General features: G+C 60.5%; 17 protein-coding genes. 4 read left to right on the forward strand and 13 right to left on the reverse strand.

From position 1 onward, the window contains the following. Window positions 1–166: 166 nt before the first annotated feature. Window positions 167–694, reverse strand: a complete 528-nt coding sequence (ppa, locus tag AVMA1855_RS23460) for an inorganic diphosphatase (RefSeq protein WP_272547814.1) — start codon at window positions 692–694, stop codon at window positions 167–169. Window positions 695–952: 258 nt separating this feature from the next. On the opposite strand from ppa, the gene AVMA1855_RS23465 reads away from it, so the two are divergent. Further along, window positions 953–3034, forward strand: a complete 2082-nt coding sequence (locus AVMA1855_RS23465; protein WP_284427531.1) for a sodium-translocating pyrophosphatase — start codon at window positions 953–955, stop codon at window positions 3032–3034. Between the two features lie 300 nt (window positions 3035–3334). Beyond that, a complete protein-coding gene (locus AVMA1855_RS23470) occupies window positions 3335–3643 on the forward strand; it encodes a hypothetical protein (protein ID WP_284427532.1) in 309 nt (102 codons plus the stop codon). Between the two features lie 472 nt (window positions 3644–4115). Here the strand turns inward: AVMA1855_RS23470 and AVMA1855_RS23475 are convergent, their stop codons facing one another. The 8 genes from AVMA1855_RS23475 to AVMA1855_RS23510 form a co-directional block, all read right to left on the reverse strand. Continuing rightward, the gene (locus AVMA1855_RS23475; protein ID WP_349817127.1) at window positions 4116–4322 is read right to left on the reverse strand and encodes an RHS repeat-associated core domain-containing protein; all 207 of its coding nucleotides are present in this window, start codon (window positions 4320–4322) and stop codon (window positions 4116–4118) included. 180 nt (window positions 4323–4502) lie between these two features. After that, complete coding sequence (locus AVMA1855_RS23480; protein WP_284427533.1) at window positions 4503–4805, reverse strand: hypothetical protein; 303 nt, start codon at window positions 4803–4805, stop codon at window positions 4503–4505. Window positions 4806–4809: 4 nt separating this feature from the next. Then, on the reverse strand, window positions 4810–5769 hold the full coding sequence (locus tag AVMA1855_RS23485) for an RHS repeat domain-containing protein (protein WP_284427534.1): 960 nt from the start codon (window positions 5767–5769) through the stop codon (window positions 4810–4812). Between the two features lie 118 nt (window positions 5770–5887). After that, complete coding sequence (locus AVMA1855_RS23490) at window positions 5888–6103, reverse strand: hypothetical protein (protein ID WP_284427535.1); 216 nt, start codon at window positions 6101–6103, stop codon at window positions 5888–5890. Next, entirely contained in the window at window positions 6100–9021 is a 2922-nt protein-coding gene (locus AVMA1855_RS23495) for an RHS repeat domain-containing protein (RefSeq protein ID WP_284427536.1), read from the reverse strand. Before AVMA1855_RS23495 ends, AVMA1855_RS23490 begins: the two co-directional genes overlap by 4 nt. 12 nt (window positions 9022–9033) lie before the next feature. Beyond that, window positions 9034–11493 (reverse strand): DUF6531 domain-containing protein, encoded by a 2460-nt coding sequence (locus AVMA1855_RS23500; protein ID WP_284427537.1) that lies wholly within the window; start codon window positions 11491–11493, stop codon window positions 9034–9036. Window positions 11494–11986: 493 nt separating this feature from the next. Then, window positions 11987–12892 carry a hypothetical protein gene (locus AVMA1855_RS23505; RefSeq protein ID WP_284427538.1) on the reverse strand — a complete coding sequence of 302 codons (906 nt, stop codon included), beginning with the start codon at window positions 12890–12892 and terminating at the stop codon, window positions 11987–11989. A 236-nt stretch (window positions 12893–13128) separates the two neighbouring features. Next, window positions 13129–13659, reverse strand: a complete 531-nt coding sequence (locus AVMA1855_RS23510) for an Mpo1 family 2-hydroxy fatty acid dioxygenase (RefSeq protein ID WP_284427539.1) — start codon at window positions 13657–13659, stop codon at window positions 13129–13131. A 140-nt stretch (window positions 13660–13799) separates the two neighbouring features. On the opposite strand from AVMA1855_RS23510, the gene AVMA1855_RS23515 reads away from it, so the two are divergent. Continuing rightward, window positions 13800–14504 (forward strand): Crp/Fnr family transcriptional regulator, encoded by a 705-nt coding sequence (locus AVMA1855_RS23515; RefSeq protein ID WP_284427540.1) that lies wholly within the window; start codon window positions 13800–13802, stop codon window positions 14502–14504. Window positions 14505–14580: 76 nt separating this feature from the next. Continuing rightward, the gene (locus AVMA1855_RS23520; RefSeq protein WP_272547830.1) at window positions 14581–16014 is read left to right on the forward strand and encodes an aldehyde dehydrogenase family protein; all 1434 of its coding nucleotides are present in this window, start codon (window positions 14581–14583) and stop codon (window positions 16012–16014) included. Between the two features lie 77 nt (window positions 16015–16091). Here the strand turns inward: AVMA1855_RS23520 and AVMA1855_RS23525 are convergent, their stop codons facing one another. The 4 genes from AVMA1855_RS23525 to AVMA1855_RS23540 form a co-directional block, all read right to left on the reverse strand. Beyond that, window positions 16092–16991: a ZIP family metal transporter gene (locus AVMA1855_RS23525; protein ID WP_284412771.1), complete on the reverse strand. Its 900-nt coding sequence runs from the start codon at window positions 16989–16991 to the stop codon at window positions 16092–16094. Between the two features lie 88 nt (window positions 16992–17079). Continuing rightward, complete coding sequence (locus AVMA1855_RS23530) at window positions 17080–17712, reverse strand: superoxide dismutase (protein ID WP_284400868.1); 633 nt, start codon at window positions 17710–17712, stop codon at window positions 17080–17082. Window positions 17713–17944: 232 nt separating this feature from the next. Further along, a complete protein-coding gene (locus tag AVMA1855_RS23535; RefSeq protein ID WP_284427541.1) occupies window positions 17945–18154 on the reverse strand; it encodes a helix-turn-helix domain-containing protein in 210 nt (69 codons plus the stop codon). Beyond that, complete coding sequence (locus AVMA1855_RS23540) at window positions 18151–18606, reverse strand: hypothetical protein (protein WP_284427542.1); 456 nt, start codon at window positions 18604–18606, stop codon at window positions 18151–18153. Before AVMA1855_RS23540 ends, AVMA1855_RS23535 begins: the two co-directional genes overlap by 4 nt. Window positions 18607–18622 lie beyond the last annotated feature (16 nt).

Consider the following 18622-nt stretch of genomic DNA (forward strand, 5'->3'; position numbering starts at 1 on the left):
CTGATCCACCACCGCCAGCTTAAAGGCCAGTGTGTAGTCCTTCTGCGTTCTCTTAACCCATTGATCCACTTGACTTTCCTTTCTGATGAACAGAAAGGTGTCAACCTCATTCAGGACGGGTCACACCTGGGAAAAAAGGAGCGCAAGGCAAGCGCCCCCTTCTCTCTCACTTCTTGTAGTTGGCCAGGCCTTCCACGATTTCCTGGTGGGCGGCATCGATGCCTTCCCAGCCCAGCACCTTGACCCACTTGCCTTCTTCCAGGTCCTTGTAGTGCTCGAAGAAGTGGCTGATGGCCTTCAGGCGCATCGGGTTCACGTCGTCCACGGTCTTCCAGTTTTCGTACATCTTGAGGACCTTGGTGGTGGGCACGGCCAGCACCTTGCCATCGACGCCCGCTTCGTCTTCCATCTTCAGGATGCCGAGCGCGCGGCAGGGCACGACCACGCCGGGCAGCAGCGGATAGGGGGTGATCACCAGCACGTCCACCGGGTCGCCGTCGCCGCTCAGCGTTTGCGGCACGTAGCCGTAGTTGGAGGGGTAGTACATGGCCGTGGTCATGAAACGGTCCACGAAGATGGCGCCCGATTCCTTGTCCACCTCGTACTTGATGGGGTCCGAATCCATGGGGATCTCGATGACCACATTGAAGGTTTCAGGGGTGTTCTTGCCGGGGGTGACGTTGTTGAGGGACATGGATCTCTGAAGGTTGAGGAGGTGATGGGCTCCGGCGGCCGCGGGGCCAGCCCGCGCCGGGCCGGGGGTGGCGCGATTTTAGGCGCACGCCCGGCCGCGCTTGCCCGCGCGGGCCCTTGGCAGTAAATTGGCTGCGTTGGCCAATCGTCTCCGCCTGCTCGCACGCAGGCCCCGGGGCACGAGGAAGCAACGCAGCGGAAGCACCACCGATGCGTTGTGTTTCCTTTCCGTGCAATCGACACCCCAAGGAGAAAGAGCATGGCGAACCCGGCAGCGTTGAACCCTCCCCTGATACTGGCCCTGATCTGCGGATTGATCGCGGTGGCCTACGGCCTCTGGGCCCGCCGCTGGATCTTGTCCAGAGACCCGGGCAACCCCCGCATGCAGGAGATCGCCGGCGCCATCCAGGCCGGCGCGGCCGCCTACCTGGCGCGCCAGTACCGCACCATCGCCGTCGTGGGCGTGGTGCTGGCCGTGCTCATCGGCCTGTTCCTCGATGCCATGACGGCCGGGGGCTTCGTGGCCGGCGCGGTGCTGTCGGGCGCCTGCGGCTTCATCGGCATGAACGTGTCGGTGCGCGCCAACGTGCGCACCGCCCAGGCCGCCACGCAGGGCATGGGCCCGGCGCTGGACGTGGCCTTTCGCGGCGGCGCCATCACCGGCATGCTGGTGGTGGGCCTGGGGCTTTTGGGCGTCACCGGCTTTTGCTGGCTGCTGGTGGGGCGCGGGCAGTTCACGCCCACGGCCGATCTGGCGGCGCTGCTCAACCCGCTGATCGGCTTTGCCTTCGGCTCCTCGCTGATCTCGATCTTCGCGCGGCTGGGCGGCGGCATCTTCACCAAGGGCGCGGACGTGGGGGCCGACCTGGTGGGCAAGGTGGAGGCCGGCATTCCCGAGGACGACCCGCGCAACCCCGCCGTGATCGCCGACAACGTGGGCGACAACGTGGGCGACTGCGCCGGCATGGCCGCCGACCTGTTCGAGACCTACGCCGTCACGCTGATCGCCACCATGGTGCTGGGCGCCCTCATGGTGACGGCCGCGCCGGTGGCCGCGGTGACCTACCCGCTGGCGCTGGGAGCGGTGTCCATCCTCGCGTCCATCGTGGGCTGCTTTTTTGTCAAGGCCTCGCCCGGCATGAAGAACGTGATGCCGGCCCTGTACAAGGGCCTGGCGATCGCGGGCGTGATCTCGCTGGTGGCCTTCTGGTTCGTCACCGCCTGGCTGGTGCCGGACAACGCCATCGCGGCCAGCGGCAGCCAGATGCGGCTCTTCGGCGCCTGCGCGACGGGCCTGGTGCTCACGACCGCGCTGGTGTGGATCACCGAGTTCTATACCGGCACGCAGTATTCGCCCGTGCAGCACATCGCACAGGCCTCCACCACGGGGCACGGCACCAACATCATCGCGGGGCTGGGCGTGTCGATGCGCTCGACCGCCTGGCCGGTGCTGTGCGTGTGCCTGGCCATCCTGGTGTCGTATGCGCTCGCGGGCCTGTACGGCGTGGCGGTGGCGGCCACGGCCATGCTCAGCATGGCGGGCATCGTCGTGGCGCTGGATGCCTACGGCCCCATCACCGACAACGCCGGCGGCATCGCCGAGATGGCCGAAATGCCCGCCAGCGTGCGCGAGATCACCGACCCGCTGGACGCCGTGGGCAACACCACCAAGGCCGTCACCAAGGGCTACGCCATCGGCTCGGCAGGGCTGGCGGCGCTGGTGCTGTTCGCCGACTACACGCACAAGCTCTCGGCCTATGGCCAGGCCATCCGCTTCGACCTGTCGGACCCGATGGTGATCGTGGGCCTGTTCATCGGCGGGCTCATCCCCTACCTGTTCGGCGCCATGGCGATGGAGGCCGTGGGCCGCGCGGCGGGCGCGGTGGTGGTCGAGGTGCGCCGCCAATTCCAGACCATCCCCGGCATCATGGACGGCACGGGCAAGCCCGAGTACGGCAAGGCCGTGGACATGCTGACCACCGCCGCAATCAAGGAGATGGTGGTCCCCAGCCTGCTGCCGGTGGTGGTGCCCATCGCCGTGGGCCTGCTGCTGGGGCCGAAGGCGCTGGGCGGGCTGCTGATGGGCACCATCGTGACCGGCCTGTTCGTGGCGATCAGCATGTGCACCGGCGGCGGCGCCTGGGACAACGCCAAGAAATACATCGAGGACGGCCACCACGGCGGCAAGGGCAGCGAGGCGCACAAGGCCGCCGTCACCGGCGACACCGTGGGCGACCCCTACAAGGACACGGCCGGCCCGGCGGTGAACCCGCTCATCAAGATCATCAACATCGTGGCGCTGCTGATCGTGCCGCTGGTGGTGCGGTTTCATGGGGGGTGAGCCCCCCCGGCACGGGCAATGGCGACAAGGCCAATCAACGAATCGCGAGGAGATCTAGGCAATGACGAACATCCGCAGCGCCTTGTGGATGTTCAGCTTGGGGCTTGAAGCGAATGCACAGCTTGCGAAGCAGGGAGCCTACATGGGCTTCACTTAATACCGCTATGTAGTAAACCTGTGGCGCATTCGCAGCGCATTGGCGCCATACCCGGCATCCGGATTGAAGACTGCCAAGGGCATGTCTCCCAGCCAAACAATTTCCCGGATCGGATTGCCTGACGCGTCATATTCGCCCAGCAGATGGCCTTCGGCGTCATACACGAAAATCGTCGTGCCACCGGCCAGCCCCGTGCTTTTTCTCACCTGAAAAAGCAAAGTGGTTCCAGCAGGAATTTTACTGGCTCCGCCCCTTCATTTATCAAAGGCAGTTTTACAACCAAATTAGTCATCGCTGGTAGGAAGCAGATGGTTTTTAATTGGCAGATTAATCGCAATCAACGGCTGCGGCACCATCCCCAAAAAAATATCCCAGCCAAAATCAAAAAAATAGTGCAACACCAAGCTGTGAGTAAAAATGCAATCCCGATCTTAAATTTCCTTGGCCAGTAAAAGATGCCTGCCAGACCGTTTGCATAGACCATGACAGGAAAAAGAAAAATGCAAGCAAGGAGCCGAAACTACATAAAGCGAGCTTGATACTTTTTCTCATGGCTTAGGATATCCTATGTAAGGTCTATTCATTCCGTTGGTAGTGCACATCTCTATGACCCTCTGCGCAAAGCTTTGGCATTGATTCATTGGTTGCCATCTCCCAAGATAGCGCCCGAGTTGCAACTCTTGATTTACGCATTGCTCGTCGATATCCGGCACTGGCGTACAGGAGGTACCTGGCTCGCGAGACTGCCCACTGTGGTCTTTGGTATAAGTCTTCGAGCCAGGCATGTCAAAACATCCCTGTCAAACAACGCATGCTGCTCCCATACCCACTTCAGCTGAGTCCGTTTTTAACCAATTGTGTCGGGGCAGATAGCTAGACGATCCGCGAGGAAGCCAATCTACATCCACCGTTCTTGAACAAATCTCAACGATTAGCCCCATCGGGTCCGTCTTGCTTAACGGGGTTGCCCTCGACATATGCATACGTATTCAACCCTCCATTCAATCCAATAGGATCACTCTGTGCATATCGCCCTAACCCCGGAACATAATCCCGATTCCAATTCTGGTGAATCCCCGATTCCACTTCATAGTACTGCCCTGGAAAACGCAGGGGTAACCATTGCTTCAGCTACAGGCGGGCTGGGCAATGCAATCGGCGCACCCGCCACAGTGAAAGACAGCCCATTGGAGTTGCTGGCAAAGACCGCTGCACTACCGGCGCCGGCCTTATGCAAACGCACGTTGCCCGACATGCCATTTCATATAAAGACATCCAATCCTCGCAGCAAAATTTATTAGATTTCCGGTATTAATAATATGAATCAAAAAAAAGTTTACCCTCTTTCTCCAAACTTCTAATTAATATATCCACTTCCTCAATAGATTCGAAAACCACATCCTCCAAAGCCAGAGAAATTCTTTTATAGCCATCTTCAGAACAAATAATTGATATTACTTTAAGGCGTCCAGTAAAACCTTTTACAGGACCACTGCTTAATACAGCAACTTCATCTCCAATACGTATTTCATGTGAGACATCAAGTTCACCAGTTACGTTGCCACATGCTCTTGTAGGCGCACTGAAAATACTGAAATCAATATTGACAATCATAATTCTACCTAGGTGCTCCGGGCGTTAATAAAGTCATCGCTTCCGCGGTTTCTCCAGACATATCACAACCAAGTTTTCGACCTAAAGCAATCATTGTCCATATGCTTGATCTACGGCCATCCAAATCATCCACATGCCCTACCCAAGTAGTACTGGTTCCAGTTATAGCTGGGTTAGGTGCAGAAAACGCATTCCTGTATAAACCTTTGATAGGATCATCATTTAGCATTTTCTCCATTTTTACTTTAGCCTGTGCAATTGCCTGATTTACTGCAGATTTTAAAGCCATACAAGGATCATCACTTCCATTACAATATCTGTCATAGTAGCGCTCTTCCTTAGGCAACATATCATTTGGACGCGGCGGGACCGGCGGTGATGAGATGCATTGCTGGACAACGGCAACTCCTAAATTTATTACTGTTTTGCAATAGTCCAAACCACGAGGATCAACATTACTTAGAGGATCACCTCCAACGTAGGCATATGTATTCAACCCTCCCTTCAGTCCAATAGGATCACTCTGCGCATATCTCCCCCACCCTGGAACGTAATCCCGATTCCAATTCTGGTGAATCCCCGACTCCACGTCATAGTACTGACCTGGAAAGCGCAGATTGAATACAAAGTCCGTCTGACCCGCAGGACTGCTCTCGGCTGCCGTGGTGCCGAACGGCTCGCTCATCCAACGCCAGCGCACCGTATTGGCACGATCAACCACCACCCGCGGAGTATTCAAATGGTCTGCATGGATGTAGTAGACCTGTGGCGCATTCGAAGCCGCATTGGCGCCATACGCGGAATCCGGAGTGAAGACCGCCAAGGGCATGTCTCCCAGCCAGACGATTTCCCGGATCGGATTGCCTGACGCGTCGTATTCGCCCAGCAGATGGCCTTCGGCGTCGTACACAAAAATCGTTGTACCACCGGCCAGCCCCGTGCTTTTTCTCACCTGAAAAAGCAAAGTGGTTCCAGCAGGAATTTTACTGGCTCCGCCCCTTCATTTATCAAAGGCAGTTTTACAAATAAATAGTCCTCGCTGGTAGGAAGCAGATGGTTTTTAATTGGCAGATTAATCGCAATCAACGGCTACGGCACCATCTCCAAAAAAATATCCCAGCCAAAATCAAAAAAAATAATGCAGCACCAAGCTGTGAGTAAAAATGCAATCCCGATCTTAAATTTCCTTGGCCAGGAAAAGATGCCTGCCAGACCGTTTGCATAGCCCATGACAGGAAAAAGAAGAATGCAAGCAAGGAGCCTAAACTACTCAAAACGAGCTTGGTATTTTTTTTCATGGCTTAGGATATCCTATGTAAGGTCTATTCATTCCGTTGGTAGTGCAAATCTCTATCACTCTCTGCGCAAAGCTTTGGCATTGATTCATCGGTTGCCATCTCCCAAGATAGCGCCCGAGTTGCAACTCTTGATTTACGCATTGCTCGTCGATATCCGGCACTGGCGTACAAGAGGTACCTGGCTCGCGAGACTGCCCACTGTGGTCTTTGGTATAAGTCTTCGAGCCAGGCATGTCAGAACATCCCTGTCCAACGACGCATGCTGCTCCCATACCCACTTCAGCCGAGTCCGTTTTTAACCAATTGTGTCGGGGCAGATAGCTAGACGATCCGCGAGGAAGCCAATCTACATCCACCGTTCTTGAACAAATCTCAACGATTAGTCCCAGCGGGTCCTTTTTGCTTAAGGGGTTGCCCTCGACATATGCATACGTATTCAACCCTCCATTCAATCCAATCGGATCACTTTGCGCATATCTCCCCCACCCTGGAACGTAATCCCGATTCCAATTCTGGTGAATCCCCGACTCCACGTCATAGTACTGACCTGGAAAGCGCAGATTGAATACAAAGTCCGTCTGACCCGCAGGACTGCTCTCGGCTGCCGTGGTGCCGAACGGCTCGCTCATCCAACGCCAGCGCACCGTATTGGCACGATCAACCACCACCCGCGGAGTATTCAAATGGTCTGCATGGATGTAGTAGACCTGTGGCGCATTCGAAGCCGCATTGGCGCCATACGCGGAATCCGGAGTGAAGACCGCCAAGGGCATGTCTCCCAGCCAGACGATTTCCCGGATCGGATTGCCTGACGCGTCGTATTCGCCCAGCAGATGGCCTTCGGCGTCGTACACAAAAATCGTCGTTACACCGGCGAGCCCCGTGCTTTTTCGCACCCGCAGGCCGTTGTTGTCGTAGGTGTAGCTGGTGGAGCCCTGCGCATTGGTTGCCCGAACCAGCCTGCCTTTCAAGTCGTATTGCAGCGCGAAGTTGCCATCGGACGTGGTGTTGCCCGCTGCGTCATAGGTCAGCGTGATCGCTGGCTTATCGATGGAGGCCAACTGGTTGCTTTTGGGCTTGAGATTGTACCAGCTCGATACCCCGTTGTCTGAGGCCACGTTGATGCGGTTGCCTGTACCGTCATACATGTAGGTCCAGGTTCCTTGGGCGGTGCTCACCTGTGTCAGTCTGCCCGATGCGTTGTAGCTGAACTGCTGATCCAGCGAGGGGGCCGATGAGCCGCTCGTTGCACCTGACACTGCACGGTAGTGGGTATAGCCCGTGATACGGCCTGCCCCGTCGTAAGACACGTCACGCAGATACTCGCCCAGCGGATAGCGTATCAACCGGCCATGGGTGTCCATGACCCTGCTGTGCGCCAACGAGCCGCTGGTCATCGCCCAGTTCCAACTTTGCGGTGCACCGAAAGGTGCGTATCGCAACCCGGTGATCAAGGAGATGGGCGTGCTGGAAGCATCTTTGCCGAGACCCAGGGCAACGGGCAAACCGCCGCCATACCCAATACTCAGTTTGCGACCCGAAGGGTAGGTCATGCCGATCACGTTGCCCGCCGCGTCGTATTCGTAAAGCGTGGATAAGACAACGGCCTTCTGGTTGGCAGTCGAGTTCGGATGGAGCGTTTGCTGGGCCTTGGTCACACGCCCTTGGGCGTTGTAGGCATAGGTGGTCGTCCCTTCAGGGAAACTGATCGTGGTCAACCGACCGATACCGTTGGCGAAATCGCCACCCGTCTGGTCATAAATCCATGTGTAGCTTTGGCTTTGCTGCCCAGCCTGGCTGAAAGTGCTGCCGGTCAGGCGGTTGATGGCATCGTAGGTATGGGTGGCAAGCACGCCACGGCTGTCTTTGCTGGTCAGCAGGTTGCCCGCAGAGTCGTAACTCAGTTCGGTGCTACCGGTATCTGGGCTGCGCTGCTGTTTGACCTGCCCCAATCCGTCGCGGTCATACTGTGTCGTCAGGCCTATCGGGTCGAATAAAGCGCTGACCTGGTTGCTGCTGTCGTAGCTGATGACGGTGCTGTTGCCGGATGGATCGAGAACTTTCTTGGTCCGCCCCAATGCATCGTATTCATTACTGGTTGCCAAAGCCAAGTCTGGGCTATCGGGTGCCTGAGTCACCACCGTCGGATGACCTTGAGCGTCATAAGCCAAGCTCACTACAGGTGTGGGCGAAACAGGCGGGCTGGGCAATGCCATCGGTGCACCCGCCACGGTGAAAGACAACGCATTGGAGTTGCTGGCAGAGACCGCTGTACTACCGGCATAGCTGGCGCTCAGGTGATGGGCGCCGGCCACGGCAAAGCTGGTTTTCAGCGTCGCAACACCGGCATTCAAGTTGGCCGTGCACAAGGAGGCAGAGCCGTCCTTGAATGTGACGGTCCCTGTGGCCGTGGATGGGCTGATAGTGGCCCGCAGGGTGACGGCCTCGTTGGCGACGCTGCTCGAAGGGGCGGCGCCCAATGCCAGCGTGCTGGCAGTGGCGGTTGCCTTGACCGTCAGTTGCTTTGCCGAAGAGGTGCTGGCAGCGTAGGTGCTATTGCCTGCATATACGGCTGTGAGACTCTGCGTGCCCACCGTAGCGAACGTTGTGGCCAGGCTGGCCACGCCTGTGCTGTTCAGGGGGGCATTACCCAAGTTCGTGGTTCCCGCCATGAAACGAACCGTGCCCTTTGCGGCACTCGGTTTGATGGTTGCCGTGAGTGTGGTGGATTGCCCCACAGAGACGGTGGACGACGCGAGCGTTAAATCGCTCGTGGTTTTGGTCAAGGCCTGAGCCTGGGTAAACCATGGAACAAGGCACCAGCACAGGATGAAAAAAAGACGGCGCAAGAATGACCGCACAGGGGCTTTAGAAAGAGCGGCTGTATCCATCGAGGCCGGCTGAATCAATGCAAACATGTTGGGCGTCTCTTATTCCAAGCCGGTGGTCTTTTGCAAGCGGCCCACAGCGTCGAACATTCGGGTGATTTGGCGGCTGAGAACGCCGGCAGGATCTTTGGTTTGCTGAGCGACCCGGTTACCTGCGTTGTCCAGCGTGTAATCGATTCGGTTGCCCAGGTTGTCAGTAACGGCGGTCAAACGGTGGGCAGCGTCGTACTCAAAGCCAATCCAATTAGCATCGGGACGCGTGGCCCGCGTCAACTGACCTACGGCATCGTATGCATAAGTGGTTGTCTGACCCGCAACCGAAGTGCTCAACAGGCGCTGGCGCGCATCGTAGGTATTGGCAGTGACAACACCATTCGGATCGGTAATCTGGGTGATCTGGCCTGCGCCGCTGTAGCTGTACAGGGTGACATGGCCCAATGGGTTGGTGACCTTGGTGGTGTTCCCCGCAATGTCGTAGCCGTAGGTCCATACTTTGCCGCGCGTGTCGGTCATGCTTGCCACCAAGCCTTGATCGTTGTATGTCCAACGAACGGTCCGGCTCTCGTTGCTCGCAGCGTCGGTGATGGTTTCGCTGAGCTTGTTGCCCAACGGGTCGTAGGTGTATGCGGTGGTGCGGCCCGCCTCCGTGATCATGACCGGCAGATGCAGCGCTGGGTGCCACTGAGTTTGCGTGGTTTGTGCCAAAGGGGTGCTGGCTGCGCGGGTGCTTTTAAGCAGCAAACGGCGTGAAACATCCCATTCAAAGGTGGTTTTGTTACCAAGGAAGTCCGTTTCCAGAATGGGCAGATTCAAACCATCGGCAAAACTACGGCTGGCGACGGTAGCGCCTTCAAAGGGACCGCTCGCGCCTAGGGTGCGCACCGTGCCGTCGCCACCTTGGTAGTTCCAAGTTTGCACATTGCCACGCGGATCGGTGGTTTGAACGCTGCTTTGGTACAGGGCCCCATCGACACTGCCAGTGGTCAGGCCGCCCTTATCCGCACTATTACCTTCGGGGTATGTGACGCTATAGCTGAGTACACCCCCTGCGTGGCTGGTGGATGTGGCACGGCCGTCAGCGTCATAACTGAAGGTCGCATAGCGCCGTCCGCTCTCATCGTTGATGCCGGTCAGTAAATCAGGATATTGAGCATTCTCATATAGATAGGATTTGCTTCGGCTGTCTGGATAAAGCACGCCAAGGGGACGACCCGTGCCATGCAAGGTATATGCGATGGTCTGGCCATTAGGGGCGGTAACGCTTGCAAGATAGCCTTGAGTGTCATAGAAGAATTGCAGCTTGCGACCAAAGGCATTGGTCACCTGGGTCAACGCACCGCCTGCATAGCTGAGTGTCATGACCCACCCGTTGCGCTGCCCTATTTTGACGAGTACGTTACTACCATCGAATTGCCAATATGCATCGTCCTCCAGGCGAGTGATCCGCCATCCATCCGTATTTTGCTCCAAGCGGTATTCCCCGCTGTCGTTGACCCAGGGATCCGTTTTGGTATTTCGTGTGAACAGGGCCAATGTCCCGTTGCCGAATTGCGCATTGCGTTGGAAATCGCCGCCTACCAGCTGAGCAGAATAATTGTGTGACCAATAGCCTCCCCAACCTACGGGGACCTGGCTACCGCTGCTGCGATAAGTGCGGACAAGGCTTAAAGGGTGAGCGCTCTGGTCCTGCCAATCAGTTTCAACTTGAATTTTGGCGCCAGACACAGGGGCAACAGGATTGCCAAGCAGCATCCCTGGATCTGCTCTGCAGATGGGAACATCTGTGACATTGATATCCATTTCTGTACTAACGTTATTGCAATCTCTGCAGGCTGCGGTCAGGCGGGCAACCATCGGGCGGCGCGGGGGAATATAAGTAAATTTGAACTTTCCATTAATATCGGTCTTTCCGTTGATTGATAGACCTCCAGGAACGGACACTGTAACAAGCCAATTCCTACCCGGCTCACCGTTGGCTTTTACTGTTGCAGCCATTGATAATGATGGCCCCGCAGGCAAGACTTTTGTGGCCGCCGGACCATCAATACTGATGCTGAAGCTGCTTATACAAACTTGATATTCAGGCGAATAAACTGGGCTTCCTGGAGGGCAAACGCATGAGGCGTTATCTTCGCTGGGCATAAGGTGTGCAAAAGGCCCGTTGGGATACCACCCATAAGGACAAGATGCGGCGATCTCTTGTTCGCTTGCATATAGGTGCCCAGGACCATAAAATATGCATACCTTTTGATATGAAAAGCTACCGGGCAATAATTCATACGATTCATACCACCCTGGCCTCCACGCATTGGCATCAATGATCGACTGCTCACAAGCTTCGCCTGGCGTTGCGTGAAAGCCGGGAGGCCCCCAAAGAGGAGCCGGGGGAGCAGCTGCAACACACAGCGGCGAGAACAAGAAAAGAGCCGTCAGGAGCAGGTACCGCCGAACATTTTTCAATCGCGAATTGAAAATCAGGACCAGCTTTTCAAGAAATCTCATTGTTTTTCCAGCGAATTTCAAAAAATCTTTTTCAGATCGATAGCGCAGTCACGGCAAGCGCTTCAATGTCAGAGGTAAAGGTAAAAATGGGGAGCCCCTCAATGCCCCCACTTGCTTTCATCAGAGCGTGTTCCTGGCGCAACTCCACTAGGGAACCGCAGGGTTGATCAAATTCACGGAGTGGGTGCTGTCGGCAATTTTTATTGATGGGCCAGAGACCCTCAAGATCAAAAATTTGCACCGACACGCGTTGTCGCAATTTTAACTACAAAACAATAATTATATTGCTTCAAAGTCAAGTCAACCACGAAGTGGCCGGCAGACGCTGGACGAGCGCGTGCTGATCTCGGTCGCCGCAGGTATCGGCAGCGCCTAATGGATCGTCCAGCATGCGCCCGAAGCGAGCGTGCAGCTTGCCGAAGGCGGGAAACGCCGCATGGGTTCTGCCTGCAACCCAGCGGTGTTTTGGCTTTCGGCTGTGGTGTGATTCCCTTTATTGCCCGTTCACCAGCAGGCGCGTCGCCTCCGACGTCTTGACGCCATTGGCATTGGCCGTGCGCACGACCAGACCCTTGTACCGGCCCGAGGCGACCAGCCAGGTGTAGCTGACGTTGGCCGTCGTCGCGCCGCCGGTTACCTCGATCTTGACCTTGCAGGCGGGAAACGTCCCGGCCAGCACGCTGACCGACTCTGTCGAATAGGTGGTGATGCTGGTCTGCGCCAGCGCGGGCTGCGTGGTCCCGCCGCTTTCCGTCGTGGTGGAATAACTGGCCGCATAGGCCGTGTCCAAGGCGGGGTTCAGCGGCGCACCCGTATAGGCGTAGGGTGTGAAATAGCTGCTGGCCGTGGTGGTCGTGCCCTGAAAGAGATTGGAGACGGTCAAACCGTAGGTCTGCCGCACGTCACCGACAACGCTCGAATAATTGTTTTCGGTCGTGGTCATGACGCTGCCGCCGAAGGATCCATTAACGGCGGCGTTGCTGTAAGTGGTGGTATTGACCTGATTCACCAGGAACAGCCCGGTCCTGCCGCGAAAGCTCGCGCCATTCGACGTAGCGAATCTGCGTTGCAGGGTGGAAATGACCGTGGTGCCGTCGGTGTAATACACGTTGGCGTCGATCTGGGCGGTATTGCCAGCCACCGTGAGGACATGGCCGTCCTCGCCGCAATCGCTGGCGACGGTCGAAGGGGTGGTGGGCGTTGCGGGTGCCGTATCGCCTGGGGCGGGCGTCACGGGGGTGGTGCCACCCGTGGTGCCGGTGCTGCTGTCGCCACCCCCTCCGCCTCCGCAGGCCGATAAAACGCACAGGGCGATGACCCCGAATACCTTGGTGGTGGTTTTGGAAATTCCGAAAGAGCCAGAGATGTTGGAAAGATTTTTGGTTTCTGGACGATTCATGGTTGCGCGCAGGTTTTGGAAAGGCCCGTAGCCTATGCGAGGCGCAACCAATGACTGGAGCAATTTCACTCAGTTACATCTGCATGCCATTCAGCGCAACAAAACCCACGCGCCATTGAAATCAATTGGCAATTTCTCTAAAAATGCATTAGTGCTTCTATTTTTTACTTGGGCATGGCGCATGCCCAACAAATAGAGAATCACAACCTTGCATAAAAAGAAACCCCAACGGCGCGTCAGGCAGCCGTGCCTTGCCCGTGCGGGCGCAACCGTACCGGGCCCGAGCGCGCCTCGATGGCCGCCTGCACCTCGCGCCGCAAGCCCATCGCAAAGCCCAGTTCGGCCGCCACGAACAGCGGCCCGACGATCAGGCCCGCCAGGTCGTCCACGAACGCCGGCTTGCGGCCTTCGTAGTAGTGGCCCACGAACTGGATGACCCAGCCCACCACGAACAGACCGAGCCCCGCGCCCAGCCACAGCGCCGTGGATTGCGCGGCCAGCCATTGGCCCACGGCCAGCATGGCGGCGAGTGCCAGCGCCATGGTCACGCCGTAGCGCGCATCGAGCCGAAAATAAAAGACGCACGCGGCCAGCGCGGCCAGCAGCGCGAGCGACACGGGCAGCTCGCCCAGCATCGCTGCGGGGCGCGACAGCAGCACCGTCACGGCCAGCATGATCATGGGCACGCCGATGAAATGGGTGTGGATGTTGCGCGGGTCGCGGTGGTAGTCGGCATAGCCCGACAGGTGGTCGATCAGGGTTTTCATAGGGTGTCTCCGGGGTCTGTGCGTCGCCGCCGCGCGGAATAATCGCGCCAGTGCGGCCAGGGCGTCTGTCGGCCAGCCGACACAACGGGCCACGGCTGGGGGCCGCGAACACGCTCCGGGCGCCGCCCTTCTCCTCTTTCATGACCTCCCCCGCCGACCACCTGCCCACCCTGCGCTCCGGCCGCTGGTTCGCCGCGCTGCCCGCCGATCTGGCACAGGCCCTGATGGCGCGGGCCGAGCTGCGGTCGCTGGCCCCGACGCAGGCCCTGTTTCTGCGCGGCGACGCACCGTGCGGGCTCTACGCCGTGGTGCGCGGCGCCATCGACATCTCGGGCGTGGGCGGCCAGAGCGACAAGGCGCGCGCCTCGCTGCTCACGCGGCTGGAGGCGCCGGCCTGGTTCGGCGAGATCGCGCTGTTCGACGGCTCGGTGCGCACGCACGATGCGCACGCCGCCACCCCGGCCACGCTGCTGCACGAGCCCCAGGAGCCGCTGCTGGCCCACCTGGCGCGGAATCCGCAGCACTGGCATGCGCTGGCCCTGCTGTTGACCGACAAGCTGCGCACCGCGCTGGTCGCCATGGAAGAGATGGCCCTGCTGCCCGCACCGCAGCGGGTGGCGCGGCGGCTGGCGCTGATGGCCGAAGGCTACGGCCAATGGACGGACGCGGGCCGGTCGCGGCGCGTGATCGCCCTGTCGCAGGAGGAGCTGTCGCTGATGCTGGCGCTGTCGCGCCAGACCATCAACCAGATCCTGAAAGACCTGCAGGCGCGCGGCCTGCTGCAGGTGCACCGCGGGGAGATCGAGGTGTGCGACCTGCCGGCGCTGCGAGCGGCGGGCGGCTGAGCACAAGCCCCTCGCCCGCTGCCATTCTGCGGGCTTCGCTGGCGCCGCCCGGGCCCTGCTGGCGCACAATCCGCCCATGCAGCTCCACTACATCGCCAACGCGCCCGTGGCCTCGTCCTCCGGCCGCACCATCGCCGTGATCGACCCCTCCGACGGCCAGCCCTTCGACGAGATCCAGCGTGGCACCGAGGAGGACATCGACGCGGCGGTCCACGCGGCGCGACAGTGCCACGAGGCCGTGTGGCGCAAGCTGGCGCCGGTCGAGCGGGGCCGCCTGCTGATGCGCCTGTCGGTGCTGGTGTCCGAGCATGCCGAGGAGCTGGCCGCCATCGAGCAGCGCGACTGCGGCAAGCCCACCAGGCAGGCCCGGGCCGATGCGCAGGCGCTGGCGCGCTACTTCGAGTTCTATGCCGGCGCCTGCGACAAGCTGCACGGCGAGACCCTCCCCTACCTGGACGGCTACAGCGTGCTCACCTGGCGCGAGCCGCACGGCGTGACCGGGCACATCGTGCCGTGGAACTACCCGATGCAGATCTTCGGGCGCTGCGTGGGCGGCGCGCTGGCGGCGGGCAACGTGTGCGTGGTCAAGCCGGCCGAGGACGCCTGCCTTTCGCTGCTGCGCGTGGCACAACTGGCCACGCAGGCGGGCTTTCCGGCGGGGGCCATCAACATCGTCACCGGTTACGGCCACGAGGCGGGCGATGCGCTGGCCCGCCACCCGGGCATCGACCACATCAGCTTCACCGGCAGCCCGCGCATCGGCACGCTGATCCAGCAGGCGGCGGCGGAGAGGCACTGCCCCGTCACGCTGGAGCTGGGCGGCAAGAGCCCGCAGGTGATCTTCGCCGACGCCGACCTGGATGCGGCGGTGCCGGTGGTCATCAACGCCATCGTGCAGAACGCCGGGCAGACCTGCTCGGCCGGCTCGCGCGTGCTGATCGACTCGCTCATCTACGAGCCGCTGCTGGAGCGCCTGGGCCGCGCCTTCGAGGCCCTGCGCGTGGGCCCCGCGGCGATGGACCTGGACGTGGGCCCGCTGATCCGCCAGAGCCAGCAGCAGCGCGTGTGGGACTTCCTCTCCGATGCCCAGGTGGCCGGCATCCCGCTGGTGGCGCAGGGCACGGTGGTGGACGAGGCGCCCGAAACCGGCTTCTACCAGGCCCCCACGCTGCTGCGCGACGTGCCGGTGGACCACCGCCTGGCGCAGGAGGAGGTGTTCGGCCCGGTGCTCTCGGCCATGGCCTTCGAGGACGAGGACCACGCGGTGGAGCTGGCCAACGCCACGCGCTTCGGCCTGGTGGCGGGTGTGTGGACGCGCGACGGCGCCCGCCAGTTCCGCATGGCGCGGCGCATCGCCAGCGGCCAGGTCTTCATCAACAACTATGGCGCGGGCGGCGGGGTGGAACTGCCCTTCGGCGGCGTGAAATCGAGCGGCCATGGGCGCGAAAAGGGCTTCGAGGCGCTGTACGGATTCACCACCCTCAAGACGGTGGCGATCCGCCACGGGTAGCGATTGCTACTAAATAGATAGCGTCATGCCCTAGTGGATATTGTGCTGGAGGCCTTTTTGGCCTCAGGCCCCCTGGATCAGCCCAGCGCGGTGTCCAGGATCATCATGATCACGAAGCCGATCATCAGCCCGCCCGTGGCCCAGGCTTCGTGTCCCTTGCGGTGCGACTCGGGAATGATCTCGTGGCTGATGACGAACAGCATCGCCCCGGCCGCAAAGCCCAGGCCCCACGGCAGCAGGTGAGAGGAAAAGCCGATGACCGTGGCGCCCAGCACCGCGCCCAGCGGCTCCACCAAGCCTGACGCCATGCCCAGCGCCACGGCCAGCCAGCGCTTGTAGCCGGCGGCCAGGAGGGCCACGGCCACCACCAGGCCCTCGGGCACGTCCTGGATGGCGATGCCGGCCGTGAGCGTGCCGGCGCGCAGCGCGTCGGCCCCGCCGTAGGCCACGCCGATGGCCAGGCCCTCGGGCAGGTTGTGCAGCGCGATCGCGAAGACGAACAGCCAGGTGCGCCGCAGCGTGCGCGGCGACGGGCCGCCCTCCACGCCCTTGATGAAATGCTCGTGCGGCAGCAGCCGCTCCATGACCAGCAACGCGAGTCCGCCCAGCAGGATGGAGGTGCCGATGATGCCGCCCGCGCCCCAGGCCCCCGCGCCCGCCGACTGGGCCGCGGCAATGCCAGGAATGATGAGCGAGAACGAGCAGGCGGCCAGCATCACCCCGGCGCCGAAGCCGAACAGCGTGTCCTGCACCCGCTCGGACAGCCGCTGCGAGAACACCACCGGCAGCGTGCCCAGCGCGGTCGCCAGGGCCGCCACCAGCCCCCCGTGCCAGGCCTGCTCCACGCGCGGGTTGTCGGCCAGGAATTGGAAGAACTGCCGGCCCAGCACCAGGACGCCGGCCAGCACGATGGCCACCCCCATCCATCTGCGCATGCGCCAGCCGGTGCGTCCGGTGAGTGTGTCGTCAGCGTTCATGTGCAAGGCCCTGGTCGGAGGGTGGATCGATGGATCGGAAACGGGGAGCGCCGTCAGAACGAAGAATCGCTGCGGCCCTCGCCTGGCGTCAACCGCGGGCCTTCGCGTAGCGGCGGGCCACTTCGGCCCAGTCCACGACGTTATAGAACGCGGCGATGTATTCCGGGCGGCGGTTTTGGTACTTCAGGTAGTAGGCGTGCTCCCACACGTCCAGGCCCAGGATGGGCGTGTTGCCCGACAGCAGGCCTGCCATGAGCGGGCTGTCCTGGTTGCCGCTGCTCTCCACCGCGAGCTGGCCGCCAGGCGTGACGGACAGCCAGGCCCAGCCGCTGCCGAAGCGCGTGAGCGCGGCCTTGGTGAAGGCCTCCTTGAAGGCGTCGAACCCGCCCAGCTCCGCATCGATGGCCTGCGCCAGCGCGCCGGAGGGCTGCCCGCCGCCGCCCTGGCCCGCTGGCGCCATCACGGTCCAGAACAGGCTGTGGTTGGCATGCCCGCCACCGTTGTTGCGCACGGGCGCCTGCAGCTTCTCGGGCAGCGTCTGCACCTGGGCCACCAGCGCCTCGATGGACAGGTCGGCCTGCGGCGTGCCTTCCAGCGCGGCGTTCAGGTTGTTGACGTAGGTCTGGTGGTGCTTGGTGTGGTGGATTTCCATGGTCTGCGCATCGATGTGGGGCTCGAGCGCGTCGTAGGCATAGGGCAGAGCGGGAAGCGTATGGGGCATGGTTTTCACTTTCTAAAAAGGGAGCGGAAACGGGTGACCGGGCGACCGGGGAACGGTCTTTGGACGGTGGTCTTCACAGAAAACCCTGTCTTTGGAAATGATAATTATTTTCATTCACCACGATGATGGCACGGTTTTGCTGAAGCGCGCCGCGAAAACTAAAGGCTCTGCACCGCGATAAATGAGCGCTTGGACAATTGCACCGGCTGAAATGAAATTACGTTGAGTGGTGCTACAGCCCGGCCACAACAAGCTTGGCCAACTCAGCGCCCTTACGGGCAGACGAGAGCACGTTGCTGACTCCCGCGGGAGTCAAACCCGTCTGCTTTGCCGCAGCGCCCGGCGCCATCCCATCCACCAGCACCAAGCGCGCAGCCTCCTTTGACGCAGGGGCAGTGATGCGCAGCAGCTTGGTCAGTGCCTCAAAGGCTTCAGCGGTCATCGTACGGACTCCAAAACGGGTGATCGTGTGATCCAGGCCCACGCGACGGCCTGCTCAAACTGCCCGATCCAGCTGAGCGCCTCCATGTCAGATGCCGCGCTGGCGTACACGCCCGCCGCGCACCAAGGCACTGGGGGGCGGGCAAGGTGGGGCACCGGCGAGTAAACACCCTGCATCATGAGGCGCCACAGCCTCTCCGCTTGCCTGGAGCGCTGGGCCACGCCAAAGGTGACCAGCGGCACGCGCTTGCCCACCTGGGGGGCTCGACCAAACACCGTCACGACGAGGGCACCCTCGGCACGCAATGCCTGCGCAGCGTAGTCAGCAACCGGGGCAAACAACGGCTCCGGCTTGCCGCTGGCCAGGGCCTTGTCTGTCCAGGCAGCACAGGCAGCGATGGTCGCATCGGCAATCTGGTCGCGTCGGCTGTGCACCGAGTCGCCGGTGGTCAATGTGAGGTGGTGTATG

Source organism: Acidovorax sp. SUPP1855, assembly GCF_030158955.1.
GTDB lineage: Bacteria > Pseudomonadota > Gammaproteobacteria > Burkholderiales > Burkholderiaceae_C > Paracidovorax.

Bases quoted from the DNA above. Each gene is read 5' to 3' on its own strand.
- ppa (WP_272547814.1), bottom strand. From the start codon at position 694: ATGTCCCTCAACAACGTCACCCCCGGCAAGAACACCCCTGAAACCTTC.
- AVMA1855_RS23465 (WP_284427531.1), top strand. From the start codon at position 953: ATGGCGAACCCGGCAGCGTTGAACCCTCCCCTGATACTGGCCCTGATC.
- AVMA1855_RS23470 (WP_284427532.1), top strand. From the start codon at position 3,335: ATGGCCTTCGGCGTCATACACGAAAATCGTCGTGCCACCGGCCAGCCC.
- AVMA1855_RS23480 (WP_284427533.1), bottom strand. From the start codon at position 4,805: ATGATTGTCAATATTGATTTCAGTATTTTCAGTGCGCCTACAAGAGCA.
- AVMA1855_RS23490 (WP_284427535.1), bottom strand. From the start codon at position 6,103: ATGAAAAAAAATACCAAGCTCGTTTTGAGTAGTTTAGGCTCCTTGCTT.
- AVMA1855_RS23495 (WP_284427536.1), bottom strand. From the start codon at position 9,021: ATGTTTGCATTGATTCAGCCGGCCTCGATGGATACAGCCGCTCTTTCT.
- AVMA1855_RS23500 (WP_284427537.1), bottom strand. From the start codon at position 11,493: ATGAGATTTCTTGAAAAGCTGGTCCTGATTTTCAATTCGCGATTGAAA.
- AVMA1855_RS23505 (WP_284427538.1), bottom strand. From the start codon at position 12,892: ATGAATCGTCCAGAAACCAAAAATCTTTCCAACATCTCTGGCTCTTTC.
- AVMA1855_RS23510 (WP_284427539.1), bottom strand. From the start codon at position 13,659: ATGAAAACCCTGATCGACCACCTGTCGGGCTATGCCGACTACCACCGC.
- AVMA1855_RS23515 (WP_284427540.1), top strand. From the start codon at position 13,800: ATGACCTCCCCCGCCGACCACCTGCCCACCCTGCGCTCCGGCCGCTGG.
- AVMA1855_RS23520 (WP_272547830.1), top strand. From the start codon at position 14,581: ATGCAGCTCCACTACATCGCCAACGCGCCCGTGGCCTCGTCCTCCGGC.
- AVMA1855_RS23525 (WP_284412771.1), bottom strand. From the start codon at position 16,991: ATGAACGCTGACGACACACTCACCGGACGCACCGGCTGGCGCATGCGC.
- AVMA1855_RS23530 (WP_284400868.1), bottom strand. From the start codon at position 17,712: ATGCCCCATACGCTTCCCGCTCTGCCCTATGCCTACGACGCGCTCGAG.
- AVMA1855_RS23535 (WP_284427541.1), bottom strand. From the start codon at position 18,154: ATGACCGCTGAAGCCTTTGAGGCACTGACCAAGCTGCTGCGCATCACT.